Annotated in this window: 13 protein-coding genes; 9 read left to right on the forward strand and 4 right to left on the reverse strand. The window is 68.1% G+C overall.

Annotation, left to right across the window (positions count from 1 at the left end; translation table 11 throughout):
- The first annotated feature begins 261 nt into the window (after positions 1-261).
- The 5 genes from apnL (at position 262) to C7I84_RS06280 (ending at position 8,072) form a co-directional block, all read left to right on the forward strand.
- The gene (gene apnL, locus C7I84_RS06260; protein WP_106771523.1) at positions 262-2,160 is read left to right on the forward strand and encodes a D-apionate lactonase; all 1,899 of its coding nucleotides are present in this window, start codon (positions 262-264) and stop codon (positions 2,158-2,160) included.
- Entirely contained in the window at positions 2,157-3,449 is a 1,293-nt protein-coding gene (locus C7I84_RS06265; protein ID WP_280954214.1) for a four-carbon acid sugar kinase family protein, read from the forward strand. Before apnL ends, C7I84_RS06265 begins: the two co-directional genes overlap by 4 nt.
- A 103-nt stretch (positions 3,450-3,552) precedes the next feature.
- Positions 3,553-4,590 carry an ABC transporter substrate-binding protein gene (locus tag C7I84_RS06270; RefSeq protein ID WP_106771305.1) on the forward strand — a complete coding sequence of 346 codons (1,038 nt, stop codon included), beginning with the start codon at positions 3,553-3,555 and terminating at the stop codon, positions 4,588-4,590.
- 64 nt (positions 4,591-4,654) lie between these two features.
- Positions 4,655-7,126, forward strand: a complete 2,472-nt coding sequence (locus C7I84_RS06275; RefSeq protein ID WP_106771306.1) for an ATP-binding cassette domain-containing protein — start codon at positions 4,655-4,657, stop codon at positions 7,124-7,126.
- Complete coding sequence (locus tag C7I84_RS06280) at positions 7,119-8,072, forward strand: ABC transporter permease (protein WP_106771307.1); 954 nt, start codon at positions 7,119-7,121, stop codon at positions 8,070-8,072. The genes C7I84_RS06275 and C7I84_RS06280 overlap by 8 nt, the downstream gene beginning before the upstream one ends.
- A gap of 13 nt (positions 8,073-8,085) precedes the next feature.
- Here the strand turns inward: C7I84_RS06280 and C7I84_RS06285 are convergent, their stop codons facing one another.
- A complete protein-coding gene (locus C7I84_RS06285; RefSeq protein ID WP_106771308.1) occupies positions 8,086-10,752 on the reverse strand; it encodes a nitrate reductase in 2,667 nt (888 codons plus the stop codon).
- 63 nt (positions 10,753-10,815) lie between these two features.
- On the opposite strand from C7I84_RS06285, the gene C7I84_RS06290 reads away from it, so the two are divergent.
- Together C7I84_RS06290 and C7I84_RS06295 are read left to right on the forward strand one after the other, a co-directional pair.
- Positions 10,816-11,001: a type II toxin-antitoxin system HicA family toxin gene (locus tag C7I84_RS06290; RefSeq protein WP_106771309.1), complete on the forward strand. Its 186-nt coding sequence runs from the start codon at positions 10,816-10,818 to the stop codon at positions 10,999-11,001.
- Between the two features lie 8 nt (positions 11,002-11,009).
- The gene (locus tag C7I84_RS06295) at positions 11,010-11,408 is read left to right on the forward strand and encodes a type II toxin-antitoxin system HicB family antitoxin (protein WP_106771310.1); all 399 of its coding nucleotides are present in this window, start codon (positions 11,010-11,012) and stop codon (positions 11,406-11,408) included.
- 17 nt (positions 11,409-11,425) lie between these two features.
- Here the strand turns inward: C7I84_RS06295 and nirD are convergent, their stop codons facing one another.
- Genes nirD through C7I84_RS06310 form a run of 3 tightly spaced genes read right to left on the reverse strand, consistent with a single transcriptional unit; the run spans position 11,426 to position 15,526 of the window.
- Positions 11,426-11,755, reverse strand: a complete 330-nt coding sequence (nirD, locus tag C7I84_RS06300) for a nitrite reductase small subunit NirD (RefSeq protein WP_106771525.1) — start codon at positions 11,753-11,755, stop codon at positions 11,426-11,428.
- 8 nt (positions 11,756-11,763) lie between these two features.
- A complete protein-coding gene (gene nirB / locus C7I84_RS06305) occupies positions 11,764-14,214 on the reverse strand; it encodes a nitrite reductase large subunit NirB (RefSeq protein WP_106771311.1) in 2,451 nt (816 codons plus the stop codon).
- Between the two features lie 19 nt (positions 14,215-14,233).
- A complete protein-coding gene (locus C7I84_RS06310; protein WP_106771312.1) occupies positions 14,234-15,526 on the reverse strand; it encodes an MFS transporter in 1,293 nt (430 codons plus the stop codon).
- A 471-nt stretch (positions 15,527-15,997) separates the two neighbouring features.
- Here C7I84_RS06310 and C7I84_RS06315 point away from each other — a divergent pair, with 471 nt between their 5' ends.
- Complete coding sequence (locus C7I84_RS06315; RefSeq protein ID WP_106771313.1) at positions 15,998-16,429, forward strand: antitoxin Xre-like helix-turn-helix domain-containing protein; 432 nt, start codon at positions 15,998-16,000, stop codon at positions 16,427-16,429.
- Complete coding sequence (locus tag C7I84_RS06320) at positions 16,426-16,905, forward strand: RES family NAD+ phosphorylase (protein WP_106771314.1); 480 nt, start codon at positions 16,426-16,428, stop codon at positions 16,903-16,905. The genes C7I84_RS06315 and C7I84_RS06320 overlap by 4 nt, the downstream gene beginning before the upstream one ends.
- The last annotated feature ends 11 nt before the right edge of the window (positions 16,906-16,916 follow it).

Consider the following 16,916-nt stretch of genomic DNA (forward strand, 5'->3'; position numbering starts at 1 on the left):
AGGTGAGCTTACCCCCACCCCTAACCCCTCCCCACAAGGGGGAGGGGGACTGGCTGGCATCTCCGCTTGGCGCCAATCATCGGCGATTTCTGCTGGCATGGCGGCCGCAAAGTCCCCCTCCCCCTTGTGGGGAGGGGTTAGGGGTGGGGGTATCGGGCGCGGCGATGCATCCAGAACTTCCATAGACGATAGCGCTCGCCCCGCTGCTCCCCCCTCACCCTCGACAACGGGACGAACAGCCATGAGACCACCGGTATGAGCATGGCCACGACACGCCTCGAAATCCTCTGCGGCACGAATGAGCCGCCGGCCGCCTCGCGCTGGCTGACGGCCGGGCCGCTCGGCGCCGAGTTCAGCGGCGGCAATCTGCGGGCGATCACCTGGCACGGCCATGAGGCGCTGCGCGCCGTCTCCTATCTGGTGCGCGACGAGAACTGGGGCACCTATGCGCCGGAATTTTCGGAGATCAAAGTCGAGGAGCAGCCGGACCGCTTCGCCGTGAGCTACCGGGCGTCGTGCAAGGCGGCGGACGGCGCGACGCTGACCTACGAGGCGCGCATCGAAGGCGATGCCGGCGGGCGTCTCGTCTTCGACGTCGCCGCCCTGCCCGACCGCGATTTTCTCACCAACCGCTGCGGCTTCTGCATCCTGCACCCGATCGTCGGCGTCGCCGGCGAGCCGGTCGAGGTCGAGCATGTCGACGGCTCGGTGGAAGAGGCGCACTTTCCCGAGACGGTCGACCCGGCGCAGCCTTTCTTCGACATGCGCGCGATCAAGCATACGGTAACGCCGGGCGTCACGGCGACGTGCCGCATGGAAGGCGACGCCTTCGAAATGGAGGACCAGCGCAACTGGACGGACGCCTCCTACAAGACCTATGTGCGGCCGCTTGCCCTGCCCTGGCCCTACGAACTGCGCGCCGGCGGGGCACAACGCCAGGCGATCACGCTGACACTTTCAGGCACGCCGGCGGCGCCGCGCTCGGCAGCAGATCGGCCGATAGTCGTCACCATTGGCGACGAGACCGATGCGGCTCCCGATTTCGGGCTGGTGGTCACGCCCGAGGAGACCGCAGCGACATTGGCGGCAATCGAGGGGTTGGCGCAGATCGCACCGCGCCATCTGATCCTGCACTACAACCCCGCCGAGGGGCACAGCGCGGCAGCACTTGCCGGCTTCGCGAAGCTCCTGCGGCGACTTCCGCTGCCGGCCACGCTGGAATGCGTGCTGCCCTGCCGCGACCGGCCGGAGGCGGAGCTGCGCGAGACCGCGCGGCTGGTGGCCGAAGCGGACCTGTCGCTGTCGGCACTGGCGGTCAGCCCGGCGCCCGACCTGAAATCGACGCCGCCCGGCAGCACATGGCCTGACTGTCCGCCGCTCGACGAGATCTACCGCGCCGCGCGTAAAATCTTTCCCGGCGTGCCGCTCGGCGGCGGCATGTTCAGCTATTTCACCGAGCTCAACCGCAAGCGCCCGCCGGCCGAACTTCTCGACTTCGTCACCCACACGACGGCGCCGCTGGTGCATGCCGCCGACGACCGCAGCGTCATGGAGACGCTGGAGGCGCTGCCTTTCGTCACCCGCTCGGTGCGCGCCATCTTCGGCGACAAGCCGTACCGCATCGGCCCTTCGGCCATCGGCATGCGCCACAACCCCTATGGCGCGCGGCTCGCCGACAATCCCGGCGCGGCGAGGCGCATGACCATGGTCGACGACGACCCGCGCCAGAAGGGCCTGTTCGCTGCTTCTTGGATGATCGGCTATGCGGCGTCGACCGCCCCCGCCGGCCTGACGCATCTGACGCTGGGCGCGCTCACGGGGCCGTTCGGCGTGGTCGACGCGGGCGGGCGCAGGCCAGCCTTCCATGCCGCGCGCGCTCTCGCTCGGTTATCCGGGCTGACGATGCGCGTGGCGGAAAGCAGCGACCCGGCAAAAGTGCTGGCGCTCGCTGCCGGCCGGACCGTGCTGGTCGCCAACCTGACTGCCGATGCCATATCGATCGGCGTGCCGGGAGCAGCGAGGGCGGAAGTCCTGGACGAGGAGAGCTTTGCCGCGGCGGCCGACGGCAGGCCGTTGCCCGAGCGGACACTCGACGGAACGCGCTTGCGGCTCGGCGCCTACGGCTTCGCGGCAGTCGCCACGGAAAGCCCCCTCCCGTGAAGCCGCTGCTCAGCTATTACGGCGACGATCTCACCGGCTCCACCGACGTGATGGAGGCGCTGGAACTGCGCGGCATCCCGACGGTGCTGTTCGCCGGCATTCCGGCGCCTAAGGTCGCCGCCCGCTTCGCCGGGCACAGGGCGGTCGGCATCGCCGGCACCAGCCGCAGCGAGACGCCGGAATGGATGGACGCGCACCTGCCGCCGGTCTTCGCCTGGCTCAAGGCGCGGGACGCGGAGATCTGCCACTACAAGGTCTGCTCGACCTTCGATTCCACCCCGACGGTCGGCAGCATCGGCCGGGCGCTGGACATCGGGGCGAACATCTTCGGGCAGGCCTCGACGCCGCTGGTGGTCGGCGCGCCCGAGCTCAGGCGCTACACCGCCTTCGGCAATCTGTTCGCGGCGTTCCGCGGCGACAACCACCGCATCGACCGCCATCCGGTGATGAGCCGCCATCCGGTGACGCCGATGCACGAGGCGGATTTGCGCCTCCATCTGGCCCGGCAGACGGACAAGCCGGTCGGCCTGGTCGACCTCGTCCGCGTCAAGCATGGCATTTCCGCCGAGGAGCTGGACACCGTCTTCGCGGCCTTTCCGATCGTCCTGCTCGACGTTCTGGACACGGACACCCAGCGGATCGTCGGCAGCCATCTGTGGCGCCGGCGCAAGCTGTCGCCTTTCGTCGTCGGCTCGTCGGGCGTGGAATATGCGTTGACTGCCGAAGGCGCAGACACGCCGCTCGCCGGCCGCCAGCGAATATTCGAGCGGCCGGGCGCCCGCGGTCCGATCGCCGTCGTTTCCGGCAGTTGCTCGCCCACCACAGAACGCCAGATACGCCACGCCGAGGTCCACGGCTTCGTCGGCATCGCGCTGAATGCGACCGCGCTCGCGGCCGAGAATGCGGCCGGCGAGATCGACCGCGGCGTCACCGCCGGCACTCAGGTGCTGCAATCCGGCAAAAGCCCCCTCCTCTACACCGCGCTCGGCGGCCAGACGCCCGGCACCGATCTCAAGGGCCGTGATCACCTGATCGGCATCGGCCTCGGCCGCATCCTCGACACGCTGGTGCGCCGCTTTGCTCTCGGGCGGGCCGTGGTCGCCGGCGGCGACACATCCAGCCACGCCATCGCAGAGCTCGGCATCGAGGCGCTGGAATGCCGCATCCCGCTGGCGCCCGGCTCGCCGCTCTGCACCGCGCACAGGCGCGACGGCGGCGCGATCGAGATCGCCTTCAAGGGCGGACAGGTCGGCGACGACGATTATTTTGTGGTGGCCCGCGACATCTGACGTTGAGGCGTCTGAAGCGATGGTATAATGAGTATGCCAGAAGCTTGGGGAGAAGCTTGGATTTCAGCCGAAAATCGGCTGATGTTTTGATGGGAGGTCATATATGTTGAGCAGACTCACGGCATTTTCCTGCGCGGTCTTCACCGCGCTTGCGGGTTTGGGCATGGCGGGCACGGCAGAAGCTTCGTCCGACAAGCCGGTGATCGCGCTGTCGAATTCCTTCTACGGCAACACCTGGCGCCGCCAAATGGTCGACGCCTTCACGGCGGAGGCCGAGAAGGCCAAGGCGGAGGGCAAGATCGCCGACTTCGTCGTGCTGAACGGCGACGGCAGCGTCAACCAGCAGAACAGCCAGATGGCCGAGCTGATCCTGCGCGGCGTCGACGCCATCGCCATCAACGCGGCGTCCGAAACGGCCCTCAACGGGCTGGCGGAAAAAGCCTGCGCGGCCGGGATCACGGTGGTCGCCTTCGACTCGCTGCTGACCGCCGACTGCGCCTACAAGCTGTCCTTCGATTTCACCAGCTACAAGACCGAGCAGGCGAAGGCGACGCTCGACCTCATCGGCAACAAGGGCAACGTCATCGTCGTGCGCGGCGTCAAGGGCTCCGGCCCGGACAATCTGATGTATGCCGCCCAGAAGGCGGTGCTGGACGCCAATCCGGACGTCAAGGTGGTCGCCGAGGTCTTCGGCCAGGCGACGGCATCGGTGGCGCAGTCGGCCATCGCCAACGTGCTGCCCAGCCTGCCGCAGGTCGACGCCGTGCTCGGCCAGGGCGGCAGCGACGACTTCGGCATCGCCCAGGCCTTCGTGCAGGCCGGCGGCCCCTATGCCGAAAAACTGCCGGTGATCGAGGGCGGCGGCTCCAGCGACTTCGTCATCTGGTGGAACGACCAGGCGGCCAAGGGCTACAAGACCACCTCGATGAACACGACGCCCGGCATCGGCGGCGCCGCCTTCTGGCTCGCCTACGAGATCGTCAAGGGCGCCAAGCCGGCAAAGGAGATGAACATGCCGGTCGCCGTGGTCGAGCCCGCCAATCTCACGGAGATGGCGAAGGACCTGAAGCCCGGCTTCATCATCAGCCCGAGCTACAGCCAGGAATGGGTCAAGCAGAACCTGGTCGACAAGACGCAGTGATCCTTCACCTACGGAATGCTAACGGCCGCTGGCGACAGCGGCCGTTTTCATCGAGAACAGTGCGATGAACGCTTCGATGGAGATCGACACCATCCGTCCGCCGGCCGCTCGACCGGCGCCGGATGCCCTGCTTTCGCTGGCGGGTGTTGCCAAGACCTATGGCAGCACCCGCGCCGCGCAGGCGATCGACCTCGACGTCGCCACCGGCGAGGTGGTCGGGCTGGTCGGTGCCAACGGTGCCGGCAAGAGCACGCTGATGCGCATCGTCTGCGGCGTGACCGAGCCGGACACGGGCACGATGGCGTTCGGCGGGCGGCCGGTCGACCTTGTCGCCTTCTCGCCGCGGGCGGCGCGCGACGCCGGCATCCGCATCGTCTGGCAGGAGCTGTCGCTGTCGCCCAACCTCAGCGTCGCCGAGAATTTTTACGTCGAGCAGCCGCAATTCGCGCGGCTGTCGCCGCTGTGGCTGGCGGACTATCACAGGCTGGCCCGCGACAGCATCGAGCGCATCTTTCCGGGCGCGCGCATCCCGACCTCCCGCCTCGTCGCCGATCTGACGCTCGCCGAACGGCAGATGGTGGAGATCGCCCGCGCAGCGAGCGATCCGCGGCTAAAACTGCTCATCCTCGACGAGCCGACCTCCTCGCTTGGCGCCGAGCGCAGCGCCCAGTTGCGGCAGTTCGTGCGCGAACAGGCGGGCAAGGGCGTCGCCGTCGTCTTCATCAGCCACAAGCTGGCGGAGGTGCTCGACATCTCCGACCGGGTGGTCGCCATGCGCAACGGCCGGCTGGTCTGGCAGAAGCCGGCCGGCGAGACCTCGATCGGCGATCTCGTCGAGGCGATGGGCGGCGCCGAAGCCGGCGACCGCTCGACCCGCCCGGCCCTCGATGCAGCCAAGGCCGGACGGCCGGTAAGGGTGCGGCTCTCCGGCGACCTCGTTTCGACGGGCGGCCCGATCGAACTGCGCGCCGGCGAGATCGTCGGCCTTGCCGGGCTCGAGGGCAGCGGCCAGCGCAACCTGCTGCAGCGCCTGTTCGCCAAGCCGCGGCCGGGCGAGGTCGAGCGCGACGGCGAGGTCCGCTACGTTTCCGGCGACCGCCAGGGCGAAGGCGTGTTCCCGCTGTGGAGCGTGCTGGAGAACATCGGCATCGGCCGCGTCGCCCGGCTTGCGGCGCTGACGCCGGTGAAGGCTGCCGACCAGCGCCCGCTTGCCGCGTCGCTGGCCAAGCGGCTGGCGCTGGACGAAAGCCGGTTCGACGCCGGCATCCTCGACCTGTCGGGCGGCAATCAGCAGAAGGTGCTGGTCGCCCGCGCCCTGACGGACGAGGCCGAGATCATCCTGCTCGACGATCCGACGCGCGGCGTCGACATCGCCGCCAAGCGCGATTTCTACCGGCTGGTGCGCGAGACCGCCGCCGCCGGGCGGCTGGTGATCTGGCATTCCACCGAGGATCTCGAATTCCTCGAATGCGACCGCGTGCTGGTGTTCGCCAGGGGCGAGATCGTCGCCGAACTCGGGGGCGACGCCATCAGCGAGGACCGCATCGTCGCTGCGTCCTTCCAGCAGCCCGCCGCCGGTCGCACGGCGCAGGCGGCGAAGCGGGCGGGCGCGATCGGCCCATTTCTGCTGCGCGCCATCCCCTTCCTCAGCCTCATCCTGGTGTTCGCCGCCATGAGCTGGATGAACCCGCTGGTGGCGTCCAGCTTCGGCATCGAGCTGCTGCTGGCGCCGGCGGTCACGCTGGTTCTGATCGCACTCGCCCAGATGTTCGTGGTCGGCGGCAGCGAGATCGACCTCGGCATCGGCTCCTTCACCGGCCTGGTCAACGTCATCAGCGCCACGCTGCTGGTCACCTCGCCGCTGCTTGGCTTCGCCGCGCTGCTGGCCGGACTCGCCGGCTACTGCCTGATCGCCGTGCTGATCCATGCGCGCGCCATCCCGGCGATCGTGGTGACGCTCGGCGCCTCCTTCATCTGGGCCGGCTTCGGCCAGACGCTGCAACCCTCCCCCGGCGGCTCCAGCCCGCAATGGCTGACGGCGCTGTTCACCTGGAGCATCCCCGGCATCCCGACGCCGCTGGCGCTGATCCTGATCGCGGCGGCCGCGGCCTTCCTGATCGACCGCTCGCCGGCCGGCACGGTGCTGCGCGCCTTCGGCTCGAGCCCGCTGGCGCTCAAGCGGGGCGGCTGGTCGCCGCTCAGATACGGCGTCATGCGCTATGCCATCGCCTGCCTGTTCGCCATGGCTGCCGGCCTCTATGTGACGGCCGCCAACAATGCCAGCGACATCAATGCCGGCGGCTCCTTCACGCTGCTCGGCATCGCCGCCGTCGTCATCGGCGGCTGCCAGCTGCTCGGCGGCTTCATCGCGCCGCTCGGCGTCGTGGCCGGCGCGGTGACGCTGTCGCTGATCGGCGCGCTGCTCGCCTCGCTGGGGGTCAGCACCAACTACAACGCGGCGGTGCAGGGAGCCCTGCTCATCGTCATTTTGGGATTGCAGGCGGCGCTCGTCGCCAGGGGCAGGCGTCATGGCTGACCGCGCCCTCGCCTTCGCCCGCACCAACCGCTGGATCTGGCCGGCGCTCGGCATATTGCTCTTGTGGGCGATCCTGACCGCCATCACCGCGCGTTTCAGCCTGCACAGCCTGAGCGGCGTCGCCATCTCGGCCTCGTTCCTGCTCCTGCCGGCGCTCGGCCAGATGCTGGTCGTCACCACCGGCAAGGGCAATATCGACCTGTCCATCCCGAGCATGGTGACGCTGAGCGCCTATCTCACCGTGATGACCTCCACCGGTTCGACGGCGGGTTTTCTGCTGACGCTGGCCATCGTGCTGGCGGCGACAGCGCTGGTCGGCATGCTCAATGCTCTGCTCGTGCTGGTGCTGCGCATCCCCGCCATGATCGCGACGCTGGCCATGGGCTACATCCTCGCCACCGCGACGCTGATCGTGAACGCGCAGATCGGCATGTTCGCCAAGCCGGCGCTACTCGGCTTTCTGTCCACGGGCCGTATTGCCGGCCTGCCGATGATGTGCGTCATCGCCGTCATCGCGACCGGCGCGGCCGGATTGCTGCTGGCGCGCACCGCCTATGGCCGAAAGCTGTTCGCCGTCGGCCAGAGCGCCGAGGCGGCGCGGCTGGCCGGCATTCCCGTCGCCCGGGTGATCGCCTCGACCTTTGTTGCGAGCGCGATGCTCTCCGGGCTCAGCGGCCTGCTGCTCGCCGGCTATGCAGGCGGCGCCTTCCTGGAGATGGGCACCCCTTACCTGCTCCAGTCGGTCGGCGCCGTCGTGCTCGGCGGCACGCTGATCGCCGGCGGCAACGCCACCGCGCTGGGCACGCTGCTCGGGGGCATGCTTCTGGTCATGATCGTCACCACCATGCAGATCGCCGGTCTGCCGCCCGGCGCCCAGGACATTTTGCAAGGCGTCGTCATCATCGCGGTGCTGTCGGTCGCCGGCACCAGGATCGGCCGGCGCTGAGCGGCGCCGAAACCTATTCCGCCGCCTGCAGCCGGCGGGCCTCGATCATCCCGCGGATCTCGACCCGGCAGGAGCCGCAATTGGTGCCCGCCGACAGCGTCCTGCCGACCTCCTCGACGCTGGCGCAGCCGCCGGCGATGGCGCGGTCGATCTGGTTGACGCCGACATTGAAGCAGGCGCAGACGACACGGCCGATCGAAGGCATTGCCACCGGCGCCCGCCCGGACAGCAGCGCTCGGCGCTCCAGCGACGACAGCGGCGCGCCGGAGGCGAGCAGCGACAGCAGCCACTCGCGCTCCGGCAGCGCGCCGCGCGGCGCGACGAGCAGCGCTTCCGCGAGGCGGCCGTCGTCGTCGGTGGCGGCCGCGCGGAAGATCGAATGGCGACGGTCCGTATATTCCAGCAGCCGGTCGCGCGGGACCACGTCTACCAGCCGGCGGGCAAGCAAAATGCCCTGCTCCGCCGGCTCGGTGCCGGCAAGCTCGTAGGCCCAGCCGCCGGCGACCGCCGCCCGGCTCCAGTGGACGAAGCCGGTCGGACGGATGTCGCGGCGCGTGATCAGCACGCCTTCCCAATGGACCGGCTCGCGGGCGATCCGTACCGGCACGTGCTTCAGCTCGGGCTGTCCGGAGAAGGGATCGGTGACCGGCGTCGACAGCGGCCCCGCCGCCGCATTGGCCGCGAAACGGCCGCTCCAGTGCATGGGCAGAAAGGCCTGGCCAATGCGTTGGGCGTCGGTGAGGCGCACCTTGGCGCGGCCGCTGCCGTAGCGGCTCTCGACCCGCGCCAGGTCGCCCTCCCGCAGGCCGATCGCCGCGGCGTCGGCGGGATTGATCTCGATCGCCGGTTCCGGCGCATGCGCCATCAGCCGCGGCACCAGCCCGGTGCGGGTCATGGTGTGCCACTGGTCGCGGATGCGGCCGGTGGTGAGCGCGATCGGGAAGGCGCCGTCGACCGGCAGGGCCGGTCCTTCCTGGCGCACGGCGACGAAGCGGGCGCGGCCGTCCGGCGTCGGGAATTTTCCGTCGCCGGCAAGACGGTCGGCGCGGGCGCCCCGCCCTGCCCGCAGCGGCCAGTGCATGGGCTGGAAGCCGGCGTAGTCGTCGTCGTCGATATCAGCCAGTCCGCCGATGTCGAACAGGCGGGCGCCGTCGTTCTCGAAGGCCGAAAGCGCCGCATGCTCGCGGAAGATCGCGGCCGGCGTTGCATAGTCGAACGCCTCGGCAAAACCCATGCGCCGCGCGACCTCGGTGATGATCCACCAATCGGGACGGACATCGCCGGGCAGTGGAGCGAACGGCCGCTGGCGGGAGATTCGCCGCTCGGAATTGGTGACCGTGCCGTCCTTCTCGCCCCAGCCGGCGGCCGGCAGCAGCACGTCGGCGAAGCGGGTCGTGTCGGTGCGGACGACGTCCGACACGACAACAAAATCGCACGCCTTCAGCGCCGCCCGCACCCTGGCGGCGTCCGGCATGCTGACGGCCGGATTGGTGCCCATGATCCACAGCGCCCTGACGCGGCCGTCGGCGGCCGCTTCGAACAGGTCGACGGCCTTCAGCCCCGGCTTGCGTGCAACGGCGGGCGCGTTCCAGAAACGGCCGACGCGGTCGATAGCCGCCGAATCCTCGAAGCCCATATGGGCAGCGAGCTGGTTGGCGAGGCCGCCGACCTCGCGCCCGCCCATCGCGTTGGGTTGCCCGGTGACCGAGAACGGTCCCATGCCCGGCTTGCCGATGCGGCCGGTGGCGAGATGGCAGTTGATGATGGCATTGACCTTGTCGGTGCCGTGCGCCGACTGGTTGACGCCCTGGCTGTAGACGGTGACGGTGCGCGGCGTCGCGGCGAACCAGTCGTAGAGGCGCCGCACATCCGCGGGGTCCAGGCCGCAGCCTTCGGCCACTCGCGCCACCGTCGGCGCGTCGGCGGCGGCCAGCGTGGTCGCGGCGTCGAAGCCGTTGGTGTGGGCCGCGATGTAGTCGGCGTCGAGCGCGCCGCGGCGCACCAGATGCGCCAGAAGGCCGTTGAACAGCAGCACGTCGGTGCCGGGCCTGATCGGCAGGAAGAGGTCGCAGTCCTCGCCCGTCGCCGTGCGGCGCGGATCGACCACGGCGATGCGGGTGCCGCGCTTCGTCCTTGCGGCAAGCAGCCGCTGGTAGAGGACCGGATGGCACCAGGCGGTGTTGGAGCCGACCAGCACGACCAGGTCGGCCTCCTCGAAGTCTTCGTAGGTGCCGGGCACGATGTCCTCGCCGAAGGCGCGCCGGTGGCCGGCGACCGAGGAGGCCATGCAGAGCCGCGAATTGGTGTCGATGTTGCCGCAGCCGATGAAGCCTTTCATCAGCTTGTTGGCGACGTAATAATCCTCGGTGAGAAGCTGGCCGGACACGTAGAAACCGACCGAATCCGGTCCGTGCGCGGCAATGGTGTCGGAGAATTTCTTGGCAACGAGGTCGAGCGCCTCGTCCCAGCCGGCGGCGCGGCCGCCGATCTCGGGGGAGAGCAGGCGGCCGTCCAGGCCGAGGGTCTCGCCGAGCGCCGAGCCCTTGGAGCAGAGCTTTCCGGCATTGGCGGGATGATCGGGATCGCCGCGGACGGACACGCTGCCGTCCGCGGCGACTTTGGCCAGCACGCCGCAACCCACCCCGCAATAGGGGCAGGTGGTCCTCACCTCGGCTGCCATGGCGAACCTACTTGAAACGGATACAGCCGATGCGTATTTATATGCGCATCAAAGGGGCGCAGGATGGAACGCAATAGCCGGCGAATCATCCAAAGACTGAAGGCGGAGGGTTTCGAGGAGGTGTCGGTCTCCGGATCGCACCACAAGTTCCGCAAGGGTGACAGAACGGTGATCGTGCCGCACCCCAAAAAGGACTTGCCGGAGGGAACGGCCCGCAACATCGCCCGTGCGGCCGGCTGGCTGAGATAGGAGTTCCGATGCGCGCTTACTTCGCACTCGTTCACAAGGACCCGGACAGCGCTTACGGCGTGTCCTTCCCGGATATTCCCGGCGTTTTTTCCGCCTCCGACGAGGAGGGCGACATTGTCGCCAACGCGATGGAGGCGTTGGAGCTTTTCGCGGAGGATGGGGAGATGCCGGAGCCCTCGCCCGTGGAGACCATCGTGTCCCACCCCGACGTTCACGACGAACTCGCGTCCGGCGCCTTTCTGGTGCGGGTGCCCTTCGTCGAACGGGATACTCGGGTCGTTCGTGCGAACGTCACCTTCGAGGCGGGAATGCTGCGGGCCATCGACGAGACCGCGCAGCGGCGCGGGCTGACGCGCTCGGCCTTCCTGGCGAGTTGCGCTCGCAAGGAGATCGAGGCTGCGGGCTAGGGTTACGAGCATCCTTACTATTCCGCCGCCAGCAGCATTTTGCCGGGCGCGATCGAAACGCATCCATCTTCGACCTTCACCGGGATTGTCTTCACAAAACCCTCGTCGGCGCCGAGCGCAGCGCCGGTCTCCAGCGAGAACACCCAGTTGTGCAGGGGACAGGTCACCGAGGCGCCATGCACGATGCCCTGGCTGAGCGGCCCGCCCTTGTGCGGACAATGGTCCTCGATGGCGAAGACGCGGTCGTCGGCGGTGCGGAACACGCCGATCCTGCCTTGCGGTGTGTTCACGCAGCGGGCGCCGCGCTGCGGGATGTCGGCGATCGAGCCGATCGCGATCCAATCCATCTTGTTCATCATTCAGCAGCCTCCGCGAAACCGACCGCGGCCATCGGCCGGAACTCGTGCTTGTCCTTGCCGGAGACACGCTCCGACCACGGATCGACCTGCGCAAATTTCTGGGAGAAGACGAAGCGCTCGTAATAGGCCTTGCGCTTGTCGGGATCGTCCATGATCTGGCGCTTGATCTCGGGCACGCCGACGCGCTTCACCCATTTGTAGATGCGCTCGATATAGCGTGCCTGCTCGCGGTACATCTGCGTGAGCGCGACGATGACCTCCAGCGCCTCGTCCTCGGTCTTCACCTGGCCGAGCACCTCGGTGCCCTTGATGTCGAGGCCGGCGGCCCCGGCGAAATGGATCTCGTAGCCGGAATCCACGCAGACCACGCCGATATCCTTGCAGGTTGCCTCGGCGCAGTTGCGCGGGCAGCCGGACACCGCCATCTTGAGCTTGGCCGGCGTCCACGAGCCCCACATGAACTTTTCGATGCGGATGCCGAGCCCCGTCGAATCCTGCGTGCCGAACCGGCACCAGTCGGAGCCGACGCAGGTCTTCACCGTCCTGAGCCCCTTGGCATAGGCATGGCCGGAGACGAACCCCGCCTTGCCGAGGTCGGACCACACCGCCGGCAGATCCTCCTTCCGGATGCCCAGCATGTCGATGCGCTGGCCGCCGGTGACCTTGACTGTCGGGATCGCGAACTTGTCGACCACGTCGGCGATGGCGCGCAATTCCTTCGACGAGGTCACCCCGCCCCACATGCGCGGCACGACCGAATAGGTACCGTCCTTCTGGATGTTGGCGTGGACGCGCTCGTTGATGAAGCGCGACTGGTAGTCGTCGGCATATTCGTCCGGCCAGTCGGCGACGAGATAGTAGTTCAACGCCGGCCGGCACTTCGCGCAGCCGCAGGAGGTCTTCCACTGCAATTCCTGCATGACCGCGGGGATCGTCTTCAGTCCCTTCGCCTTGATCAGCCGGCGGACGTCGTCGTGGCCAAGGTCGGTGCAGCCGCACATCGGCTGGACGGCGGCCGGATTATAGGCGTCGCCCAGCGTCAGCTTCAGCAGCTGCTCGACCAGCCCGGTGCAGGAACCGCAGGAGGCCGAGGCCTTGGTGTGAGCACGCACGTCGTCGAGGCCGGTCAGCCCCTTGCCCGTGATCGCGCCGGTGATCCTGCCCTTGCAGACGCCGTTGCAGCCGCAGATTTCCGCATCATCCGGAAGTGCCGCAACGGCCGCCAAAGGGTCCAGCGGGGATCCTCCCTGGTAGGCCTGGCCGAAGATCAGCGTGTCGCGCATCTCGGAGATGTCGGTCTGCTTCTTCTTCAGGTCGTTGAACCAGGCGCCATCGCCGGTCTCGCCGTAGAGCACCGTGCCGATGATGCGGTTCTCCTTGAGCACCAGGCGCTTGTAGACGCCGGCCGCGGCGTCGCGCAGCACGATCTCCTCGCGGTCGTCGCCGTCGGCGAAGTCGCCGAGCGAATAGAGCTCGATGCCGGTGACCTTCAGCTTGGTCGGCGTGTCGGCATGGACGAAGCGCGCCGTGCCGTCGCCGGCAAGGTGGGCCGCGGCGACGCGGGCCATCTCGTAGAGCGGCGCCACCAGGCCATAGACCTGGCCGCCCACCTCGGCGCATTCGCCGAGCGACAGGATCGCCGGATCGGAAGTGGCCATGCCGTGGTCGACGACGATGCCGCGGCCGACCTCCAGCCCGGCCTCCTTGGCCAGCCCGGCATTCGGGCGGATACCGACGGCCATGACCACCAGCGAGGCGGGGATGACGGTGCCGTCGGCGAGCTCGACGCCCTCGACCTTGCCCTCGCCGACGATCTGCTTGGTGTTGGCCTTGCACATCACCTTGATGCCGCGTGCCTCGACGGCGCGCTGCAGCAGGTAGCCGGCTGCCGGGTCGAGCTGCCGTTCCATCAGGGTAGGCATGATGTGCAGCACGGTGACGTCCATGCCGCGCGACTGCAGGCCCGCCGCCGCCTCTAGTCCCAAGAGACCGCCGCCGATCACCACCGCCTTGGCGCGCGACTGCGCGGCGAGCAGCATCGCCTGCACGTCGTCCAGGTCGCGATAGCTGAGCACGCCGGGCAGGTCGTGGCCCGGCACGGGGATGATGAACGGCACCGAGCCGGTGGCGATCACCAGCCGGTCGTAGGGCTCGGTCACGCCGTGGTCGGAGGTCACGGTCCTGGCCGCGCGGTCGATGGTGACGATCCTGTGGCCCTTGTATAGGGTGATGCCGTTGTCGATGTACCAGCCGTCGCCGTGGATGACGATCTCTTCGTAGCTCTTCTCGCCGGAGAGAACCGGCGACAGCATGATGCGGTCGTAGTTCACGCGCGGCTCGGCGTTGAAGATGGTGACCTGGTAGCGGCCGGGCGCGGCTTCGAGCAGGTGCTCAAGCATCCTGCCCGGCGCCATGCCGTTGCCGATGATGACGAGTTTCTCGGTCATGGGTGCGCCTCCGTCGTCCTTACTGCGCCGCGAGCCCGAGCGGCTCGCCGGCGGCCTGGCGCGCCATGCCGCGAATGGCGAAGTGCATCCACAGCAGCGAGGCGACGACAATGGCGAACAGCAGCATGAAGCAGCTGGTCCACAGGCCGGTGAGATCGTTGAGCACGCCGAAGGCGATCGGCAGCAGGAAGCCGCCCAGCCCGCCGATCATGCCGACCAGCCCGCCGACCGCCCCGACATTGTCGGGATAATAGACGGGGATGTGCTTGTAGACCGCGGCCTTGCCGAGGCTCATGAAGAAGCCGAGCACGAAGGCGACGACGATGAAGGCGACCGGCCCTACCTCGAAGTGGAAGGCGATCGGCCCGTTTATGCCGCGCAGGACATAGTCGGCCGGCGGCAACGACAGGATCAGCGTGGCGACGGCCGAGACGGCGAATGTCCAGTACATGACGGTGCGCGCGCCGACCCGGTCGGACAGCACCCCGCCATAGGCCCGGAAGATCGAGGCCGGGATCGAATAGGCCGCACCGATCATGCCGGCCATGGCGATGTCGAAGCCGTAGACGCCGATCAGGTAGCGCGGCAACCACAGCGCCAAGGCGACGAAGGCGCCGAAGGAGAAGAAGTAGTAGAGGCCGAAGCGCCAGACCCTCACGTCCTTCAGCGGCGCGAACTCGGCCCAGAAGTTCCGCGGCTTGGCGCCGGTGACGCGGCGCTCGCGGATGACCGGATCGTCCTCCGTGCCGAACCAGAAGATGAAGGCCATGAAGCCGAGGACCGCGGCCCAGATCAGCGCGACATCCTGCCAGCCGCCGGCGAGCAGCACGAACGGCGCGGCGAACTTGGTGACGGCGGCGCCGACATTGCCGACGCCGAAGATGCCGAGCGCCGTACCCTGCTTTCCCGCCGGGTAGAAGCGCGAGACATAGGCGACGCCGACGGCGAAGGAGCCGCCGGCCAGCCCGACGCCGAGCGCCGCGACCAGCATCTGCGTGTAGGTCTGCGCGAAGGCAAGCAGGAAGGTCGCGACCGCCGCCGCCAGCATGGTGGTCGTGTAGACCAGCCGCCCGCCGAAGCGGTCCGTCCACACGCCGAGCAGGATGCGCACCAGCGAGCCGGTGAGGATCGGCGTGCCGACCAGCAGGCCGAACTCTGTCTCGGTGAGGCCGAGCTCCTGCTTGATGCGCACGCCGATGATCGAGAAGATCGTCCACACGGCAAAGCAGACCGTGAAGGCGATGGTGGACATGAGCAGCGCCCTGGCCGGAGCTTTGTCCTGGCTCGGGGCGGCTGGGAGGGTTGCGGTCATTGTCGGCTCCGTTGCGCGGCGTGGGAGGCGCCGTCGGGTGGATCGCAAAACAAAAAAGCCGCCGTTCAGGCCTTTCGCGTCCGTGCATCCGGGATCGCGTCAAACCTGAGCGGCAGCTTTGCCTGGAGCGCCCATCGTTGGACGCCGATATCGTTGGCCCGAAGGCCTCGCCAACTACGAAGCAGGAACCGTGCCAGTTCCGGCATCGCCCCTTTGGTTCGCGGTAAATCAAAGCGTTACGGCAAATCCAGTGGCGATGCGGGTCGAGAAACGCAGTCGATGCGTGCTCATTCGGCAGCCCGAGTCCGCCTATTTGTTGTGCACCGCACAATGTGCCCGCGGTTTGAGCAACAGCTTTCGCGAGTGCAAGCCCTGTTCAACCAGCCTCGAACTGACCGAGCGACGGTCTGCGCATGCGCCTTGCCATTCGCCTCAACTGAGGCTACTATCAGGACCAAATGAGGTATAGAGATGCTTGCCTTTGCGAATGTCGCCGACGTGCTCGGCCTGCCACCGGGTGAGACCGAGGCGCGGGCGCCTTTCGGGCTGATCTCGCGGATCGAGGATGGCCTTCCGGTCAAGGCCCTGGAACGGGTTGCAAGGCTGATCGCGCCCGAAGACGCTCAATTCAAATACCGGCTCGTCCCCAAGGCCACGCTCGAACGGCGCAAGGCTGCCGGCCACCTCTCGACCGAGGAAGGGACGCGCCTGGCACGCGTCGCCCGCATCTGGGGTCTGGCGCTGGATGTCTGGAAAGACGAGGACGAGGCGCGTCAGTTCCTGTTCCGGCCGCACCCGATGATCGAGGACGAACGGCCGATGGATCTGGTAGTCCGGAGCGAGTTCGGCGGCGAACTTGTGGCCGACATTCTCGGCGGCCTCAAATACGGCAGCGCCGCGTGACGCAGCGGCTCGACCGCACCCTGACCTGTTTCCGCATCGGCGATCCCAACGGCGCCTATCCGATCTTCGATGCCACCGGCTCGACGATAGCGCCAGGCCGATGGAACACGGCCGGCAGCCCGGTCATCTACACCAGCGAACATTATTCGACCGCGTTGCTCGAAAAACTGGTGCATGGCAGCGGTCGGCTGCCCCCAAACCAGCATTACGTGCGCATAACCGTCCCACGCGGCCTGAGCTACGAGGTCTTCTCGCCGCCAGTCCTCCCTGGCTGGGACTCGATGCCGGCCGTGGCGAGCAAGAATTTCGGTGAAGGATGGTCCCTGGAGCGGCGGAGCCTTCTGCTGATCGTCCCCAGCGTGGTGGCCCTTCTCGACAACAACATCCTGATCAATCCGGCGCATCCGGAATTCGCCGGCCTCCAGACCAGCCTGCACGAGCCGGTCTATTGGGATCGTCGCCTGTTCGGAAGCTGAACGGCCGCCGC

The sequence above is a fragment of the Kumtagia ephedrae genome (assembly GCF_003012745.1).
GTDB classification, from domain to species: Bacteria; Pseudomonadota; Alphaproteobacteria; order Rhizobiales; family Rhizobiaceae; genus Kumtagia; species Kumtagia ephedrae.

Excerpts from the sequence above, each read along its gene's own strand:
- apnL (WP_106771523.1), top strand. The coding sequence starts at position 262 with ATGGCCACGACACGCCTCGAAATCCTCTGCGGCACGAATGAGCCGCCG.
- C7I84_RS06280 (WP_106771307.1), top strand. The coding sequence starts at position 7,119 with ATGGCTGACCGCGCCCTCGCCTTCGCCCGCACCAACCGCTGGATCTGG.
- nirB (WP_106771311.1), bottom strand. The coding sequence starts at position 14,214 with ATGACCGAGAAACTCGTCATCATCGGCAACGGCATGGCGCCGGGCAGG.
- C7I84_RS06315 (WP_106771313.1), top strand. The coding sequence starts at position 15,998 with ATGCTTGCCTTTGCGAATGTCGCCGACGTGCTCGGCCTGCCACCGGGT.
- C7I84_RS06290 (WP_106771309.1), top strand. The coding sequence starts at position 10,816 with ATGGAACGCAATAGCCGGCGAATCATCCAAAGACTGAAGGCGGAGGGT.
- C7I84_RS06275 (WP_106771306.1), top strand. The coding sequence starts at position 4,655 with ATGAACGCTTCGATGGAGATCGACACCATCCGTCCGCCGGCCGCTCGA.
- C7I84_RS06285 (WP_106771308.1), bottom strand. The coding sequence starts at position 10,752 with ATGGCAGCCGAGGTGAGGACCACCTGCCCCTATTGCGGGGTGGGTTGC.
- C7I84_RS06295 (WP_106771310.1), top strand. The coding sequence starts at position 11,010 with ATGCGCGCTTACTTCGCACTCGTTCACAAGGACCCGGACAGCGCTTAC.
- nirD (WP_106771525.1), bottom strand. The coding sequence starts at position 11,755 with ATGGATTGGATCGCGATCGGCTCGATCGCCGACATCCCGCAGCGCGGC.
- C7I84_RS06310 (WP_106771312.1), bottom strand. The coding sequence starts at position 15,526 with ATGACCGCAACCCTCCCAGCCGCCCCGAGCCAGGACAAAGCTCCGGCC.
- C7I84_RS06270 (WP_106771305.1), top strand. The coding sequence starts at position 3,553 with ATGTTGAGCAGACTCACGGCATTTTCCTGCGCGGTCTTCACCGCGCTT.